This window comes from Burkholderia cepacia, from assembly GCF_029962485.1.
Classification (GTDB): domain Bacteria; phylum Pseudomonadota; class Gammaproteobacteria; order Burkholderiales; family Burkholderiaceae; genus Burkholderia.
This window is the reverse complement of record NZ_CP073637.1, coordinates 2,325,100-2,340,205: the sequence shown is the minus strand read 5'-3', so window position 1 is coordinate 2,340,205 and position 15,106 is coordinate 2,325,100. Positions and strand designations below refer to the sequence as shown.

14 protein-coding genes, 1 tRNA gene and 1 pseudogene are annotated in these 15,106 nt (G+C 66.1%); 8 read left to right on the top strand and 8 right to left on the bottom strand.

Going from position 1 to position 15,106, the window contains the following annotated elements; all coding sequences use genetic code 11:
- Window positions 1-48: 48 nt before the first annotated feature.
- Window positions 49-1,671, bottom strand: a complete 1,623-nt coding sequence (locus tag KEC55_RS10910; protein ID WP_282505496.1) for an NAD(P)/FAD-dependent oxidoreductase — start codon at window positions 1,669-1,671, stop codon at window positions 49-51.
- Between the two features lie 319 nt (window positions 1,672-1,990).
- Window positions 1,991-2,794 carry an inositol monophosphatase family protein gene (locus KEC55_RS10905; protein ID WP_176047396.1) on the bottom strand — a complete coding sequence of 268 codons (804 nt, stop codon included), beginning with the start codon at window positions 2,792-2,794 and terminating at the stop codon, window positions 1,991-1,993.
- A 280-nt stretch (window positions 2,795-3,074) separates the two neighbouring features.
- Here KEC55_RS10905 and KEC55_RS10900 point away from each other — a divergent pair, with 280 nt between their 5' ends.
- Both KEC55_RS10900 and cysE read left to right on the top strand, forming a co-directional pair.
- Window positions 3,075-3,899 carry an RNA methyltransferase gene (locus KEC55_RS10900; RefSeq protein ID WP_282505495.1) on the top strand — a complete coding sequence of 275 codons (825 nt, stop codon included), beginning with the start codon at window positions 3,075-3,077 and terminating at the stop codon, window positions 3,897-3,899.
- A 299-nt stretch (window positions 3,900-4,198) separates the two neighbouring features.
- A complete protein-coding gene (cysE, locus tag KEC55_RS10895; RefSeq protein WP_282505494.1) occupies window positions 4,199-5,002 on the top strand; it encodes a serine O-acetyltransferase in 804 nt (267 codons plus the stop codon).
- A gap of 46 nt (window positions 5,003-5,048) precedes the next feature.
- On the opposite strand, the gene KEC55_RS10890 is transcribed toward cysE, so the two are convergent.
- The 4 genes from KEC55_RS10890 to KEC55_RS10875 all read right to left on the bottom strand — a co-directional run bounded on the left by KEC55_RS10890 (window position 5,049) and on the right by KEC55_RS10875 (window position 7,796).
- Window positions 5,049-5,849: a UDP-2,3-diacylglucosamine diphosphatase gene (locus KEC55_RS10890; RefSeq protein WP_282505493.1), complete on the bottom strand. Its 801-nt coding sequence runs from the start codon at window positions 5,847-5,849 to the stop codon at window positions 5,049-5,051.
- Window positions 5,850-5,872: 23 nt separating this feature from the next.
- Window positions 5,873-6,364, bottom strand: coding sequence for a peptidylprolyl isomerase (locus KEC55_RS10885; RefSeq protein WP_027784822.1), 492 nt, complete (start codon window positions 6,362-6,364; stop codon window positions 5,873-5,875).
- An 88-nt stretch (window positions 6,365-6,452) separates the two neighbouring features.
- The gene (locus tag KEC55_RS10880) at window positions 6,453-7,034 is read right to left on the bottom strand and encodes a peptidylprolyl isomerase (RefSeq protein ID WP_011352517.1); all 582 of its coding nucleotides are present in this window, start codon (window positions 7,032-7,034) and stop codon (window positions 6,453-6,455) included.
- Between the two features lie 39 nt (window positions 7,035-7,073).
- Window positions 7,074-7,796 carry a tetratricopeptide repeat protein gene (locus KEC55_RS10875; protein WP_176047392.1) on the bottom strand — a complete coding sequence of 241 codons (723 nt, stop codon included), beginning with the start codon at window positions 7,794-7,796 and terminating at the stop codon, window positions 7,074-7,076.
- A 233-nt stretch (window positions 7,797-8,029) separates the two neighbouring features.
- On the opposite strand from KEC55_RS10875, the gene cysS reads away from it, so the two are divergent.
- The 4 genes from cysS (at window position 8,030) to tilS (ending at window position 12,841) form a co-directional block, all read left to right on the top strand.
- Window positions 8,030-9,427 carry a cysteine--tRNA ligase gene (gene cysS, locus KEC55_RS10870; RefSeq protein ID WP_282505490.1) on the top strand — a complete coding sequence of 466 codons (1,398 nt, stop codon included), beginning with the start codon at window positions 8,030-8,032 and terminating at the stop codon, window positions 9,425-9,427.
- 43 nt (window positions 9,428-9,470) lie between these two features.
- A complete protein-coding gene (locus KEC55_RS10865; RefSeq protein WP_282505489.1) occupies window positions 9,471-10,298 on the top strand; it encodes a DNA-3-methyladenine glycosylase family protein in 828 nt (275 codons plus the stop codon).
- 103 nt (window positions 10,299-10,401) lie between these two features.
- Window positions 10,402-11,373: an acetyl-CoA carboxylase carboxyltransferase subunit alpha gene (locus KEC55_RS10860; protein ID WP_176047389.1), complete on the top strand. Its 972-nt coding sequence runs from the start codon at window positions 10,402-10,404 to the stop codon at window positions 11,371-11,373.
- A gap of 46 nt (window positions 11,374-11,419) precedes the next feature.
- Window positions 11,420-12,841: a tRNA lysidine(34) synthetase TilS gene (gene tilS, locus KEC55_RS10855; protein ID WP_282505487.1), complete on the top strand. Its 1,422-nt coding sequence runs from the start codon at window positions 11,420-11,422 to the stop codon at window positions 12,839-12,841.
- Window positions 12,842-12,964: 123 nt separating this feature from the next.
- Here the strand turns inward: tilS and KEC55_RS35115 are convergent.
- Window positions 12,965-13,202 (bottom strand): annotated as a pseudogene (locus KEC55_RS35115) (hypothetical protein); the annotation flags it as partial.
- Here KEC55_RS35115 and KEC55_RS10850 point away from each other — a divergent pair.
- Both KEC55_RS10850 and KEC55_RS10845 read left to right on the top strand, forming a co-directional pair.
- Window positions 13,185-14,438, top strand: a complete 1,254-nt coding sequence (locus KEC55_RS10850; RefSeq protein WP_282505486.1) for an aspartate kinase — start codon at window positions 13,185-13,187, stop codon at window positions 14,436-14,438. The pseudogene KEC55_RS35115 and the gene KEC55_RS10850 overlap by 18 nt on opposite strands.
- Window positions 14,439-14,548: 110 nt before the next feature.
- Window positions 14,549-14,642, top strand: a tRNA-Ser gene (locus KEC55_RS10845).
- Window positions 14,643-14,794: 152 nt separating this feature from the next.
- Here the strand turns inward: KEC55_RS10845 and KEC55_RS10840 are convergent.
- Window positions 14,795-15,091: a hypothetical protein gene (locus tag KEC55_RS10840; RefSeq protein WP_282505485.1), complete on the bottom strand. Its 297-nt coding sequence runs from the start codon at window positions 15,089-15,091 to the stop codon at window positions 14,795-14,797.
- Between the last annotated feature and the right edge of the window lie 15 nt (window positions 15,092-15,106).

Sequence of the window (15,106 nt, the reverse complement as noted above, 5' to 3'; positions counted from 1 at the left end):
CGGCGTACTCGGGTCACGGACCTTCGCACGCCGGCTTTGTCCGGCTTGTCAGGACGTGTGCCCCGACGTCATGCTGAGTGCGACCGCCTGCGCGACTTCGATACCGTCGATGGCGGCCGAATAGATGCCGCCCGCATAGCCGGCGCCTTCGCCGGCGGGATACAGGCCGTCCACGTTCATGCTCTGGTAGTCATCCTTGCGTCGAATCCGGATCGGCGACGACGTGCGCGTCTCCACGCCGGTCAGCACCGCATCGTGCATCGCGAAGCCGGCGATCTTCTTGTCGATCTCGGGCAACGCTTCGCGGATGGCTTCGATCACGTAGTCCGGCAGCGCGGTGCTGAGGTCGGTCGGATTCACGCCAGGCTTGTACGACGGGGCCACGGAACCCAGCGACGTCGACGGCCGGCCTGCGATGAAATCGCCGACCAACTGGCCCGGCGCGCGGTAATCGCCGCCACCGAGTTCGAACGCGCGTTCTTCCCATTTGCGCTGGAACGCGATGCCTGCCAGCGGGCCGCCGGGATAGTCGTCCGGCGTGATGCCGACGACGATGCCGGCATTCGCGTTGCGCTCGGCGCGCGAATACTGGCTCATCCCGTTGGTCACGACACGCCCCGGCTCGGAGGTCGCCGCGACCACCGTGCCGCCCGGACACATGCAGAAGCTGTAGACGGCCCGGCCGTTATTGGCGTGGTGAACCACCTTGTAGTCGGCCGCGCCGAGCTGCTTGTGGCCCGCAAACTTGCCGAAACGGCTGCGGTCGATCAACCCCTGCGGGTGTTCGATGCGAAACCCCAGCGAGAACGGCTTGGCTTCGATATAGACACCGCGGTCGTGCAGCATCTGGAACGTGTCGCGCGCGCTGTGGCCCACGGCCAGCACTACGTGGTCGCACGGGAGCGTTTCGCCGTTCGACAGCTTGAGCGCGCGCACCTTGCCCTGATCGATGTCGATGTCGTCGACCCGGGTTTCGAAGCGCACTTCGCCACCGAGTTCGTGGATGGACGCGCGCATTTTTTCCACCATGCTCACGAGGCGGAACGTGCCGATGTGCGGCCGGCTCAGATACAGGATGTCTTCCGGTGCGCCGGCCTTGACGAACTCGTCCAGCACCTTGCGGCCATAGTGATGGGGATCCTTGATCTGGCTGTACAGCTTGCCGTCGGAAAAGGTCCCGGCGCCGCCTTCGCCGAACTGCACGTTGGATTCGGGGTTGAGCACGCTCTTGCGCCACAGGCCGAAGGTGTCCTTGGTGCGCTCGCGCACGGCCTTGCCGCGTTCGAGGATGATGGGACGGAAGCCCATCTGCGCGAGGATCAGGCCAGCAAACAGGCCGCACGGCCCCATGCCGATGACGACCGGGCGCAGGAAATCGGCGCGCTCGGGCGCCTTCGTGACGAAGTGGTACGCCATGTCGGGCGTCTTGCCGCAATGCGGCTTGCCGGCCATGCGCTTGAGCGCGGCCGCTTCGTCCTTGACCTCGAGATCGACGATGTACGTGAGCTTGATGTCCGAACGCTTGCGCGCATCGTGCGCGCGGCGGAACACGGTGTAACGGAGGAGCTCGTCCGCCGCCACGCCAAGCTCGGCGAGGCGCGCGCGAACGGCGGCCTCGAGTGCGCTCTCGGGGTGGTCAAGGGGGAGTTTAATTTCGCTTAGCCGTAACATGGGGACTCGGATGCGATTGCCACGGCGTCGTGGCGATGTTGATACAGGTGGGGCCGGTATGCCGGCGGCGGCGTTGTTCGTCGCGCGGGCCTGCCGGACGCAAACCATTCATTGTCGTTGCGGGAGAAGCGGGGCGAGCGGCAGTACGCCGACCCGCCCGGACGACTCGGGCAACTTCAGGATAGGCGCACGAAGCGCCCCTTGTGCACGGCAGATTGTCGCGCCTCCCGGGTGATCGGGCGGCGAACGGCGCGCGATCGTGACGATGCCCGCGAGCGGTTTGCACAAAAGCCGCGCCATGCGGGCGCGGCTCGGGCTTTTACTCCGCTGCCGGGTGGACTCGGCTGTAGCGGTTCAGGATCGGGATCATCTGCGCGTAGATCTTCGGGTTCGCCGCGACGATCTCATGGCGATGCAGGAAATCGGCGTCGCCCGTGTAGTTGCCGACGAGGCCGCCGGCCTCGGTGATCAGCAGGCTGCCCGCGGCCATGTCCCACACGTTGATGCCTTGCTCGAAGAACGCGTCGAGGCGGCCGGCCGCGACGTTCGCGAGATCGAGTGCCGCCGCGCCCGGGCGGCGCAGGCCCGTGCAGGCCTGCGTCATTTCGGTGAAGAGGCGTGCGTACGCGTCGAGGCCGTCCTTCTCGCGGAACGGGAAGCCGGTGCCGACGAGTGCATCTGCCAGGCGGTCGCGGCGGCCGACGCGGATGCGGCGGTCGTTCAGGTACGCACCGCGGCCGCGCGTGGCCGTGAACAGGTCGTTCTTGTTCGGATCGTAGATGACGGCCTGCGTGACGACGCCCTTGTGCTCGAGCGCGATCGACACGCAGTAGTACGGGAAGCCGTGGATGAAGTTGGTCGTGCCGTCGAGCGGATCGATGATCCACTTGAATTCGGATTCGTTCTCCGATTCGCCCGATTCTTCCGCGAGGATCGCGTGATCGGGGTAGGCGGTCTTCAGCGTCTCGATGATCGCGTCTTCGGCGGCCTTGTCCACTTCGGTGACGAAGTCGTTCTGCTGCTTCTTGCGGATCTCGATCAGGTCGAGATCGAGGGACGCGCGATTGATGATCTGTCCGGCGCGGCGCGCAGCCTTGACAGCAATGTTGAGCATGGGATGCATGAGCCTGGATCCTGTAGCCGGCGGCACGGGCCGCCACGAAGTGGAACAACCGCCCGGAACGGCGCAAGCATGCCGGGCGAGGTGAGACGCGAATTGACAAAGAACGGGGTACGACCCGCGCCGCACGGTGCGCGACGCGTAAAGGCATGATTTTACCCGATTTTTGGCGGTTTCAGGCGACCGGAATGCGGGGAAACCCCCACTGTCCGTCCGGACGAGTGGGTTTGCCGCGGCGATGGCGATACCATACTGCCATTCTGATGAACCGAGTCGCATCGTAGTGGAAACTCCGCAGAACACCGCCGCGCCGTCCGAGCCGGGCGCGGCCTCGTCCCCGCCGCCGTCCGGCGGCTTCACGTCCACCCGCTTCGTGCTCGTCGAGCCGAGCCATCCCGGCAATGTCGGGGCGGCCGCCCGCGCGCTGAAGACGATGGGCTTTTCGCGTCTCGTACTGGTCGCGCCGCGCGTGCCGCACGTGCAGAGCGACCCCGAGGCGATCGCGATGGCCAGCGGCGCGGACGACGTCCTCGCGTCCGCGCATGTCGTGCCGACGCTCGGCGACGCGCTGTCCGGCGTTCACTGGTCGATCGCACTGACCGCGCGCACGCGCGAATACGGGCCGCCGCGCCTCGCGCCGCGTGCGGCCGCCGCGCAGGCGTGCGCACAGGTCGGCACGGGCGACATCGCGCTCGTGTTCGGCAACGAGCGCACGGGCCTCGCGAACGAGCATGTCGAGCAGTGCAGCGCGCTCGCGCACATTCCGGCGAACCCGGCCTACAGCTCGCTGAACCTTGCGCAGGCCGTGCAGGTGCTCGCGTACGAGTTGCGCGTCGCGTTTCTCGAGCAGGCGGCCGAGCCGTTGGCGCAACAGTCGGCCGAGGTCGGCACGCTCGCACAGAGCGACGAGATCGAGCGGATGTACGTCCACCTCGAGAACGCGCTGATCGCGCTCGATTTCCTCGATCCGCGCAATCCGAAGAAGCTGATGCCGCGGTTGCGGCGCCTGTTCGCGCGCACGGGCCTCGAGCGCGAGGAAGTCAACATCCTGCGCGGCGTCGCGAAGCACATCCTGCTGAAATCGGGCAAGCCCGACGGCGACGCGTAAGCGGCCGGCGCACCGGCGGCCGGTTGCTCGGTCGCTCGATCGTCGCCCGGATGCCGCTTCGGGCCGGGCAGGTCGCGCGTCGGTCAGCGCGGAAGCGCCCCGGCCCGGCGCATTCCACCCGGTCGACCCTCCCGGCAAGCCCGCTCCAGCAAGCCCGCTCCAGCAAGCCTTCCGCCCGAATACCCGCGCCGGCCGCGGGGTGAACGCGCGACCGCGTGCGGCCGTGCGCGACTGGCCCTACAATCGCCGGACGTCATAAGCAAATTACCCGGCGCGATAACGGCCGGTCATTGCCGGCGATGCGCGCCGGCCTTTTCCCAGACCACATCATGTTCACGAGACTGCGCGAAGACGTTGCAACGATTCGCGAGCGGGATCCCGCCGCTCGCAGTGCATGGGAAGTGCTGACCTGTTATCCGGGGTTGCATGCACTCGTGCTGCATCGTTTCGCGCACGCATGCTGGCGCGCGAAGCGCTACTGGCTCGCACGTTTCGCGTCGCAGGCCGGCCGGTTCCTGACGGGGATCGAAATCCATCCCGGTGCGACGATCGGCAGGCGTGTGTTCATCGACCACGGCATGGGTGTCGTGATCGGCGAGACGGCGATTATCGGCGACGACTGCACGATCTATCAGGGCGTGACGCTGGGCGGCACGTCGCTCACGCGCGGCGCGAAGCGCCACCCGACGCTCGAAGCCGGCGTGATCGTCGGCGCGGGTGCGAAGGTGCTTGGCAGTTTCACGGTCGGGGCGGGAGCGAAGATCGGCTCGAACGCGGTCGTCGTGAAGCCGGTGCCGCCAGGCGGCACGGCGGTCGGCAATCCGGCGCGCGTCGTGATGCCGGCGCAGCCGAAGCCGCAGCCCGAGCGTGCGGCATTCTGCGCGTACGGGATCACGCCGAACGCCGACGATCCGATGTCGCTCGCGATCCACGGCCTGATCGATCACGCGGCGAAGGAAAGCCGTCGTGTCGACGAGATCGTCGCGGCGCTCGAACAGCTCGGGACGCATCTGGAAACGCTGCAGGGCGCCGATGCGGCGCGCCTCGACCTGCGCAGGCTGTCGGCGGTGCTGGAGGGAAAGACGGTCGAGCGCCAGATGTAACGAACGCGATGCGTGCCGACGGCCGCCGGTCAGTGCGACGGCGGCGTCAGTCGAGCGGCATCGCGTGGATGCCTTCCGCGTCGACGCGCAGGTAGCCGCCGCGCGGTGCGCCGTGATCGAGATCCCAGTCGGGCAGCACCCAGCGGATGCCGCCCGGTTCCAGGTGGCGCGCGGGGCGATGCGTGTGGCCGTGAATGATCACGCTCGCGCGGCTCTTGCGGAACAGGGCGGCCACGCCTTCACGCGTGACATCGTAGATGGCCGAAGCAGGGCGCATCCGGCCCGTTTCGCTGTTCGAGCGCATGCGCTGCGCGAGCGCGCGGCGCCAGCGGAACGGCCACGCGAGAAACAGCCATTGCACGACGCGGTTGCGCGCGAAGCGACGGAACACCTGGTAGCCGCGGTCGGCCGTGCATTGCGCGTCGCCGTGCGCGAGCACGATGCGCTGGCCGAACGCCATGATCAGCGACGGGTCGGGCAGCAGCATTGCGCCGGCTGCCTTCATGAAGCGCCGGCCGAGCAGGAAATCGCGATTGCCGTGCATCACGTAGAGCGCGATCCCGCGCTCGGAGAACGTGTGCATCAGCGCGGCCATGCGGGCCGCGAACGGATCGTCGTCGAGGATGTCGTCGCCGATCCAGTATTCGAAAAGATCACCGAGGATGAACACCGAGTCGGCGCTGTCGGCGGTGTATTTCACGAAATGCTCGAACGCGGCGACCGTCTTCGGAATCGCTTCGCTCAGATGCAGATCGGAGAGAAACAGGAACGGGCGTGCGGCTTGCGCGTACTCGCGCTCGCCTGGCACGCCCGCGGAGACGCTTCGCGGCGGACTCTCCTGCAACATCGAAGTGTCTCCGTAACCGTGCGTCAGACCACGACGGCCTTTTCGATCACGACGTCGTCGGCCGGCACGTCCTGGTGGAAACCAGCGTTGCCCGTCTTGACGCCCTTGATCTTGTCGACCACGTCCTGGCCTTCGACGACCTTGCCGAACACCGCGTAGCCCCAGCCCTGCGGCGTCGGCGACGAGTGGTTCAGGAAGTCGTTGTCGTTCACGTTGATGAAGAACTGGGCGGTGGCCGAGTGCGGATCGTTCGTGCGTGCCATCGCGACCGTGTAGTTGTCGTTCTTCAGGCCGTTGTTCGCCTCGTTGTCGATCGGCGCGTCGGTCGGCTTCTGCTTCAGGCCCGGCTCGAAGCCGCCGCCCTGGATCATGAAGCCGTTGATCACGCGATGGAACACGGTGCCGTCGTAGTGGCCCTTCTTCACGTAGTTCAGGAAGTTCTCGACCGTCTTCGGTGCCTTCTCGGCGTCGAGCTCGAGCTTGATCACGCCGTGGTTCGTATGCAGTTCAACCATGATGAATTCCTTCGGTGAGGCGGTTTAAATGGCACGCGGCCGGTCGTGCGACGCGGCCGCGTGAGGCGCCGGACGTGCCGGCAGGTTCTTACTTCGAGACGATGCTGGCCGATTCGATCACGATCGGTTGTGCCGGCACGTCCTGCATCGGGCCGCGCGAGGTCGTCGCGACGCCTTCGATCTTCTTCACGACATCGAGGCCCGACACGACCTTGCCGAACACCGCATAGCCGTTGCCGTCCGGGTTCGGGTAGTCGAGGCCGCTGTTGTCGACCGTGTTGATGAAGAACTGCGCGGTGGCGGAGTTCGGATCGCTCGTGCGCGCCATCGCGATCGTGCCCGTCAGGTTCTTCAGACCATTGCGGCTCTCCAGCGGGATCGGCGCGCGGGTCGGCTTCTCCTCGAAGTTGGTCTTGTAGCCGCCGCCCTGGATCATGAAGCCCTTGATCACGCGATGGAAGATCGTGCCGTTGTACTGGCCGGCCTTCACGTAATCGAGGAAGTTGGCGACCGACTTCGGTGCCTTCTCCGGGTAGAGCTCGACGCGGATGTCGCCCTGCGAGGTCTTCAGCTGCACGACGGGGTGCGCGGTAGCCGATTGCGCGAACGCAGGTGCGGTCGCGGTCGCGAGAAGGGCGGCGCCGCCAAGCGCCAGCAACAGACGTTTCATTGCGATCCTCAGGTTGGGAGGGAAAGAAGGCCGCGCCGCTTATTGCGACGGCGCGACGTACGGCGCCGCCAGTGCGCCCGACGGACCGCTGAACTGGAACGTCGGCGACATCGGCAGCGTGGTGGTGCTCACGTTCGCGGCGGCGCGGTCGGTGTAGTCGCGCGTGGCGGGCGTCGCCGCGCGTGCGTTCGACGCGGCTTTCGGCGGCGACACGATCTTCTGGAGATCGGCGAGGCGCTGCGCGGTGGCGCCGCTCGTGCGGCCGAGCGATTGCGCGCGCTTGTACGACTCGGCCGCGAGGCGCAGGTAGAGATCGCCGAGGTTCTCGTACGCGAGCGAGTAGCTCGGGTTCGATTGCGTCGCGGTGACGAGCGCGGTGCGCGCGTCGTCGTAGCGGCCATGCTTCGCGTAAAGCGCCGCAAGGTTGTTGTACGGCTCGGGCAGTTCGGGGTACGCCTGCGTGATCGCGACGAACTGCTGGATCGCGTCGTCGTCGCGGTTCAGGCGGGCCAGCACGGTGCCGCGCTTGAACTGCGCCTGCACGTCGTGCGGGTTCGACGCGATGCGCGCGTCGAGCTGCGCGAGCGCCTGCTTCCATTGCTTGCCGGCGATCGACGCGTCGATTTCGGGGGTGCCGTCGGCGACGGCCGGGGCCTTCTGCGCATGCGCCGCGGGGACCGCGAACAGCGTCAGCGCGACGCCCATGACGGTGGTCGCAACGAGGGTCGCAGCGCTCTGCGCGCGGCCGCGATGAGGTTTCATAGGCGTAAATCGGAATGTTATACTCCGAGCCATTCTAACAAAACGTCTGCGCGTTCCGGCGAGCGGCAGACAGTCTTTCTTTGCCTCTCGTGGCCGTCACCGCTGTGCTTGCAGCCTGACCGCCCCATGTGATACGAGGACGCTCGGCCTGGCGCCGCAGCAGATGGTCCGTCCGTTTCGCATGCTGGGCGAGCTTCGCCAGGGCGGTTTCCTTCGGCTCACGGTTCATCTCTATGGAATCACTGCGCATCTACAACACGCTCGCGCGTGACAAGCAAGTTTTCGTGCCGCGCCAGTCCGGCGAAGTGCGGATGTACGTATGCGGGATCACCGTCTACGACTATTGTCACGTGGGCCACGCGCGCATGCTGGTCGTGTTCGACCTCGTCCAGCGCTGGTTGCGTGCGATCGGTTACCGGGTCACGTATGTGCGCAACATCACCGACATCGACGACAAGATCATCCGCCGCGCGGTCGAGAACGGCGAGACGATCAAGTCGCTGACCGACCGGTTCATCGGCGCGATGCACGAGGACGAAAGTGCGCTCGGCATCCAGCGGCCCGACATCGAGCCGCGCGCGACGCAGTTCATCCCGCAGATGCTCGGCATGATCGAGACGCTCGAGACGAACGGCTACGCGTACCAGGCGACCGATGGCGACGTCAATTATTCGGTGCGCAAGTTCACGAACTACGGAAAGCTGTCGGGCAAGTCGCTCGACGATCTGCGCGCGGGCGAACGCGTCGCCGCGAACGACGCGAAGGAAGATCCGCTCGATTTCGTGCTGTGGAAGCGCGCGAAGCCGGAAGATCCGGAAGGCGCGTCGTGGGGATCGAAGTACGGGATGGGGCGCCCGGGCTGGCACATCGAGTGCTCGGCGATGGGCTGCTCGCTGCTCGGCAATCACTTCGACATCCACGGTGGCGGGCAGGATCTGCAATTTCCGCACCACGAGAACGAGATCGCGCAGAGCGAAGGCGCGACCGGCGAGACGTTCGTCAACTACTGGATGCACAACGGCTTCGTGCAGGTCGACAACGAGAAGATGTCGAAATCGCTCGGCAACTTCTTCACGATCCGCGAAGTGCTCGAGCGGTACGATGCGGAAGTCATGCGCTTCTTCATCGTGCGCACGCACTACCGGTCGCCGCTCAACTATAGCGACGTGCATCTCGACGACGCGCGTGCATCGCTCACGCGTCTGTATACGGCGCTGAAGGACGTCGAGGCCGACACGCTCGCGCTCGACTGGAACGAGCCGTACGCGCAGCGTTTCGCGGCCGCGATGAACGACGACTTCAACACGCCGGTCGCGGTGGCGACGCTGTTCGAGCTCGCGGGCGAAGTGAATCGCACGCGCGACGCGTCGCTCGCGCGGCAGCTGAAACAGCTGGCGGGCCTGCTCGGCCTGCTGGGCCGCGAGCCGCGCGCATTCCTGCAGCAGGCGTCCGGCGTCGCGCAGGCGGGCGCGGTCGCCGCCGACGAGATCGAAGCGAAGATCGCCGCGCGCGTCGCGGCGAAGCAAGCGAAGGACTATGCCGAAGCGGACCGGATCCGGGCGGAATTGCTCGAAGCCGGCATCGCACTTGAAGACAAACCGGGCGGATCGACCGAATGGCGTCGCGTATGAGCGCGGTGCGTTCCACTGACCGATCCGTCAGGTAGGAGGCAAGATGGCAACGGCTAGAAAAGCGCCGGTCAGGCGCGCGACCGCGGTCGCCGCGCGTCCGGCAGCCAGGCGCGTGCCGGCGGCGAAGGCGGACGCGACGCGTGCCGCGCCGAACGGCGCGCTGAACGGTCATGCGCAGCCGGCGGCGGCGCAACCGGCCGCCGACGCGGCCCGCAAGACCCGTGCGTCCGAAGTGGACGGCGAGGAGGTCGTCGTGCGTCCTGCCTACTGGGACAAGGCCTGCGCCGACCTCGTCAAGCGCGACCGCATCCTGAAGAAACTGATTCCGAAGTTCGGTCCCGCGCATCTCGTGAAGCGCGGCGACCCGTTCGTCACGCTCGCGCGCTCGGTCGTCGGCCAGCAGATTTCGGTGCCGTCCGCGCAGTCGCTGTGGGCGCGCATCGAGGACGCGTGCCCGAAGCTCGCGCCGCAGCCGGTGATCCGGCTCGGCGCGGACAAGCTGATCGCGTGCGGGCTGTCGAAACGCAAGACGGAATACATCCTCGATCTTGCGCAGCATTTCGTATCGGGCGCGTTGCACGTCGACAAATGGACGTCGATGGACGACGAGGACGTGATCGCGGAACTCACGCAGATCCGCGGCATCAGCCGCTGGACGGCCGAGATGTTCCTGATCTTCAACCTGTCGCGGCCGGACGTGCTGCCGCTCGACGACCCGGGCCTGATCCGCGCGATCAGCGTCAATTATTTCAGCGGGGAACCCGTCACGCGCAGCGAGGCGCGTGAAGTCGCAGCCAACTGGGAGCCGTGGCGCACCGTCGCGACCTGGTACATGTGGCGCAGCCTCGATGCGCCCGACACCGACGCCTGAGCGTCGGCTATCGGGTTTTAAACATCAATAGTTGAGAGCCGGTTTTGAGCGTCGCCCGCGCGGGTAGAATACGCGCTGCCGCAAGACCCAAGGATTCGAACACATGAAGACCACGTTTCTGGATTTCGAACAGCCGATCGCCGAACTCGAGGCCAAGATCGAAGAGCTGCGATTCGTGCAGGACGACTCGGCTGTCGATATTTCGGAAGAAATCGAGCGGCTGTCGAAGAAAAGCCAGCAACTGACGAAAGACCTCTACGCGAACCTGTCGCCGTGGCAGGTTTCGCAGATCGCGCGGCATCCGCAGCGTCCGTACACGCTCGATTACGTCGCGGAACTGTTTACCGATTTTCACGAGCTGCATGGCGACCGCGCGTTCTCGGACGACCTGTCGATCGTCGGCGGCCTCGCGCGCTTCGGCGGTCATCCGTGCATGGTGATCGGTCACCAGAAGGGCCGCGACACGAAGGAGCGCGCCGCGCGCAACTTCGGGATGCCGCGTCCGGAAGGCTATCGCAAGGCCGAACGCCTGATGCGTCTCGCCGAAAAGTTCGGGCTGCCGATCTTCACGTTCGTCGACACGCCGGGCGCCTACCCGGGCATCGGCGCGGAAGAGCGTGGCCAGTCGGAAGCGATCGGCCACAACCTGTACGTGATGGCCGAGCTGAAGACGCCGATCATCACGACCGTGATCGGCGAGGGCGGTTCGGGCGGCGCGCTGGCGATCGCCGTGGCCGACACCGTGATGATGCTGCAGTTCTCGACCTACTCGGTGATCTCGCCGGAAGGCTGCGCGTCGATCCTGTGGAAGAGTGCCGCGAAGGCGCCGGAAGCCGCGGAAGCGCTGGGCCTGACCGCGCACCGCCTGAAGGCGCTCGGCCTGATCGACAAGATCATCAACGAGCCACTCGGCGGCGCGCATCGCGATCCGAAGGGCATGGCTGCACTGCTGCGCCGCGCGCTCGCCGATTCGCTGCGCCAGTTCCAGGGCATGAGCATCGATGCAGTGCGCGAGCGCCGCTTCGAACGCCTGATGGCCTACGGCAAGTTCAAGGAAACCACGCCCGGCGCATGACCGGCTGCGTATTCAATTCGCGCGCCGCTGCGCGCGCGTCCCGCTCGTGATCCCGCCGACCGAATTCTCCGCCGACCGTGTCGTCCTCGACGCGGTCGGCGTTGCGCTTTCCGGCATGCCGGCCGATGCGTGCATCGCGATCGCCTACAGCGGCGGCCTCGACTCGACCGTGCTGCTCGATGCGGCCGTGCGTGTCGCGGGCGCGTCCCGTTGCGTCGCGCTGCACGTGCATCACGGCCTGAGTGCGAACGCCGATGCGTGGGTCGCGCATGCCGAAGCGCAAGCCGCGCGACTCGGTGTCGCATTCGAATCGATGCGTGTCGACGTGCCGCGCGACAGCGGCCTCGGCATCGAGGCGACGGCGCGCGAGCGTCGCTATGCGGCGCTCGACGCGATGTGCGAACGCCACGGCGCAGCCACGCTATGGCTCGCGCAGCATGCGGACGACCAGGCCGAGACCGTGCTGCTGCAATTGCTGCGCGGCGCGGGCATCGCCGGGCTCGCCGCGATGGCGCCGCGCTATCGCCCGGACGGTGTGAGCGTCGAGCGTGTGCGGCCGTTGCTGCGATTGTTGCGTGTGCAACTTGAGCGCTATGCGGAGCAGCACGCGCTCGCGTGGATCGACGACGAATCGAACGGCGACACGCGCTATGCGCGCAATGCGCTGCGCATCGACGTGCTGCCGGCGCTGGCCGTGCATTTCCCCGGGTTTCGTGACGCACTCGGCCGCGCGGCCCAGCATGCGGCCGCCGCGCAGCGGCTGCTCGACGATCTGGCTGAACTGGATTTCGCCGCCGCCGCGCGCGACGACGGGCATGCGCTGTCGCGCGACGCGCTGGTCGCGTTCGACGACACGCGCGGCGCGAACCTGCTGCGCTTCTGGATGCGCCGGCTCGGCTTGCCGGGCGCGTCGGCCGCGCGGCTCGCCAACATGATGCGGCAACTGCGCGCCGCGCATGACGCCCACGCGCTGCGTGTCGATCATGCGGGGCAGTGCCTGCGGCTCTATCGCGATGTCGTCTACTGGGAAGCGGGCGACAGCAGCGAACCAGCCGACGACGGCACGGGCTCGCCGCACCCCGAAGCGGCGCTCGCGTGGGATGGGCAGGAGGTGTGGCACCTGCCGGGCTGGCGCGGCACATACGTGTTCGCGCAAGCCGAGGCGGGGAGTGCCGATGCCGTGCCGGAGGCGCTGCTGCGCAGCGTGCGGCTTGCGGTACGCGCCCGCGCGGGCGGCGAGCGGATGCGCACGTCGCCGGGCGGGCCGGGCCGCACGCTGAAGAACCTGTTCCAGGAGCGCGGCGTACCGGCCTGGCAGCGCGACGTGCCGCTCTTGTTCGCGGACGAGCGGCTGATCTACGTGCCGCGGCTCGGCATCAATCGCGATGCTGACCTGTTCGACCGCGAGGCGGCCGGCGACGGCGCCTGGCGCCGGATCGAATGGCGTCCCGACCTGCTGATCGCGTAACGGTGGGCAGGCTTCCGGCGTCGCGATGGCGCGCCCATTTTCACCATTTGGTAAACAGCGCCGGAACGGCCGCCAACACGGCGGGCGGCTTGTCAAGCGGGCTTCTATCGGGTACGCTCGGTCGTTTGCTCGGCTCGATTTTTGAGCGTTTTGTGCAGGTTTTCCGCGTGACGTACCCGGTTTGCGCGGCCTGATCGGCCTTCCGGGCAAAATCCGTCACGCTTGCGTGTTGCGTCCCAGCCGTCCCTCTCGTCGTCCGTCCACAGCCACAAGCCGCGTGACCGAACGGCTACGCGGCCTGCCCAGCGCGCCCGTGCGGTTTCTCCTCCAGTTCAGAACGACAATGGCACTCATCGTACACAAATACGGCGGCACCTCGATGGGCTCGGTCGAGCGCATCAAGAACGTCGCGAAACGCGTCGCAAAATGGCATCAGGCCGGGCACCAGATGGTGGTCGTGCCTTCGGCGATGTCCGGCGAAACCAACCGTCTGCTCGGTCTTGCGAAAGAGATTTCGAGCCAGCCGAGCCCGCGTGAGCTCGACATGATCGCGTCGACCGGCGAGCAGGTCAGCGTCGGCCTGCTGTCGATCGCGCTCCAGGAAATCGGCGTCGAGGCCGTGAGCTACGCCGGCTGGCAAGTGCCGATCAAGACCGACAGCGCGTTCACGAAAGCGCGCATCCACTCGATCGACGACGAGCGCGTGAAGGCCGATCTGAACGCAGGCAAGGTCGTGATCATCACGGGCTTCCAGGGCGTCGATCCCGACGGTCACATCACGACGCTGGGCCGTGGCGGCTCCGATACGTCGGCGGTGGCGGTCGCGGCTGCGCTCGATGCGGCAGAGTGCCTGATCTACACGGACGTCGACGGCGTCTACACGACCGACCCGCGTGTCGTCGAAGAGGCGCGCCGCCTCGAACGCGTGACGTTCGAAGAGATGCTGGAAATGGCCAGCCTCGGCTCGAAGGTCCTGCAGATCCGCTCGGTCGAATTCGCCGGCAAATACCAGGTGAAGACGCGTGTGCTGTCGAGCCTGACCGATCCGCTGATTGCGCTCGACGAAGAAATGCGCTCTGGCACCCTGATTACTTTTGAAGAAGACGAGACCATGGAAAAGGCAGTCATTTCCGGCATCGCGTTCCAGCGCGACGAAGCACGCATTGCTGTGATGGGCGTGCCCGACAAGCCGGGCATCGCATATCAGATCCTCGGCCCGGTCGCTGACGCGAACGTCGACGTCGACATGATCATCCAGAACCAGAGCGTCGAAGGCAAAACCGACTTCACGTTCACGGTCGGTCGCGGCGATTACCAGAAGGCGATGGACATTCTCACCAACCAGGTGAAGGGCCATGTCAGCGCCGAGCGCGTGCAGGGCGACCCGAAGGTGTCGAAGGTGTCGGTCGTCGGCGTCGGCATGCGTTCGCACGTGGGCGTCGCGAGCAAGATGTTCCGCACGCTGTCGGAAGAGGGCATCAACATCCAGATGATCTCGACGTCCGAAATCAAGATTTCGGTGCTGATCGACGAGAAATACATGGAGCTGGCTGTCCGCGCGTTGCACAAGGCATTCGAACTCGATCAGGCATCGTGAATTTTTCGTGATGCATTGAAGAAAATGCATCAAGGAAATTGACCAACGGCTCCAAACCCTATATGATCTTGTTCTCGTCGCACTGACTCCCTGGTGCGAGCGAAGGTTTGGGAGACGTGGCCGAGAGGTCGAAGGCACTCCCCTGCTAAGGGAGCATCTGGGCCAAAACCTGGATCGAGGGTTCGAATCCCTCCGTCTCCGCCAGATTGTATCGTAAGCGTTTGATTTATAAGCGTTTTCGAAGGCGGAACAGGCTGTACATACGTCGCTACATACGTGACGAAGTACGGTGTAGTAAAGCAAAAACCCCCGGCGCATTGCGGTGCACCGGGGGTTTTGCCTTTCTGGCGTGGCCTTCAGAGCCGGCCAGAGAATTGCTGAGCCTCTTCCTCGCTGGCGGCTTTTTGACTGGGGCGCCACTTTTTTCTTGGCGCGCCATTCGCCTCGCGCTTCAGTGCCTCGAATCTCGACTGGAACTTGCCCACGGCATTCGCGATATCGCCTAACTCTTGGCGCGTAGACCGCGCGTCCATTGCCGCCAGATCGGCGTATGCGGCAACTTCCGACTGCAGTCGATCCAGCCTGGACGCAATGTCATTCACGTCCGAAATCCATGCGCCGATGCTGTCGGCGCTGCCTTTCCGTTTCGCCATCCTGCCTCCATTGGT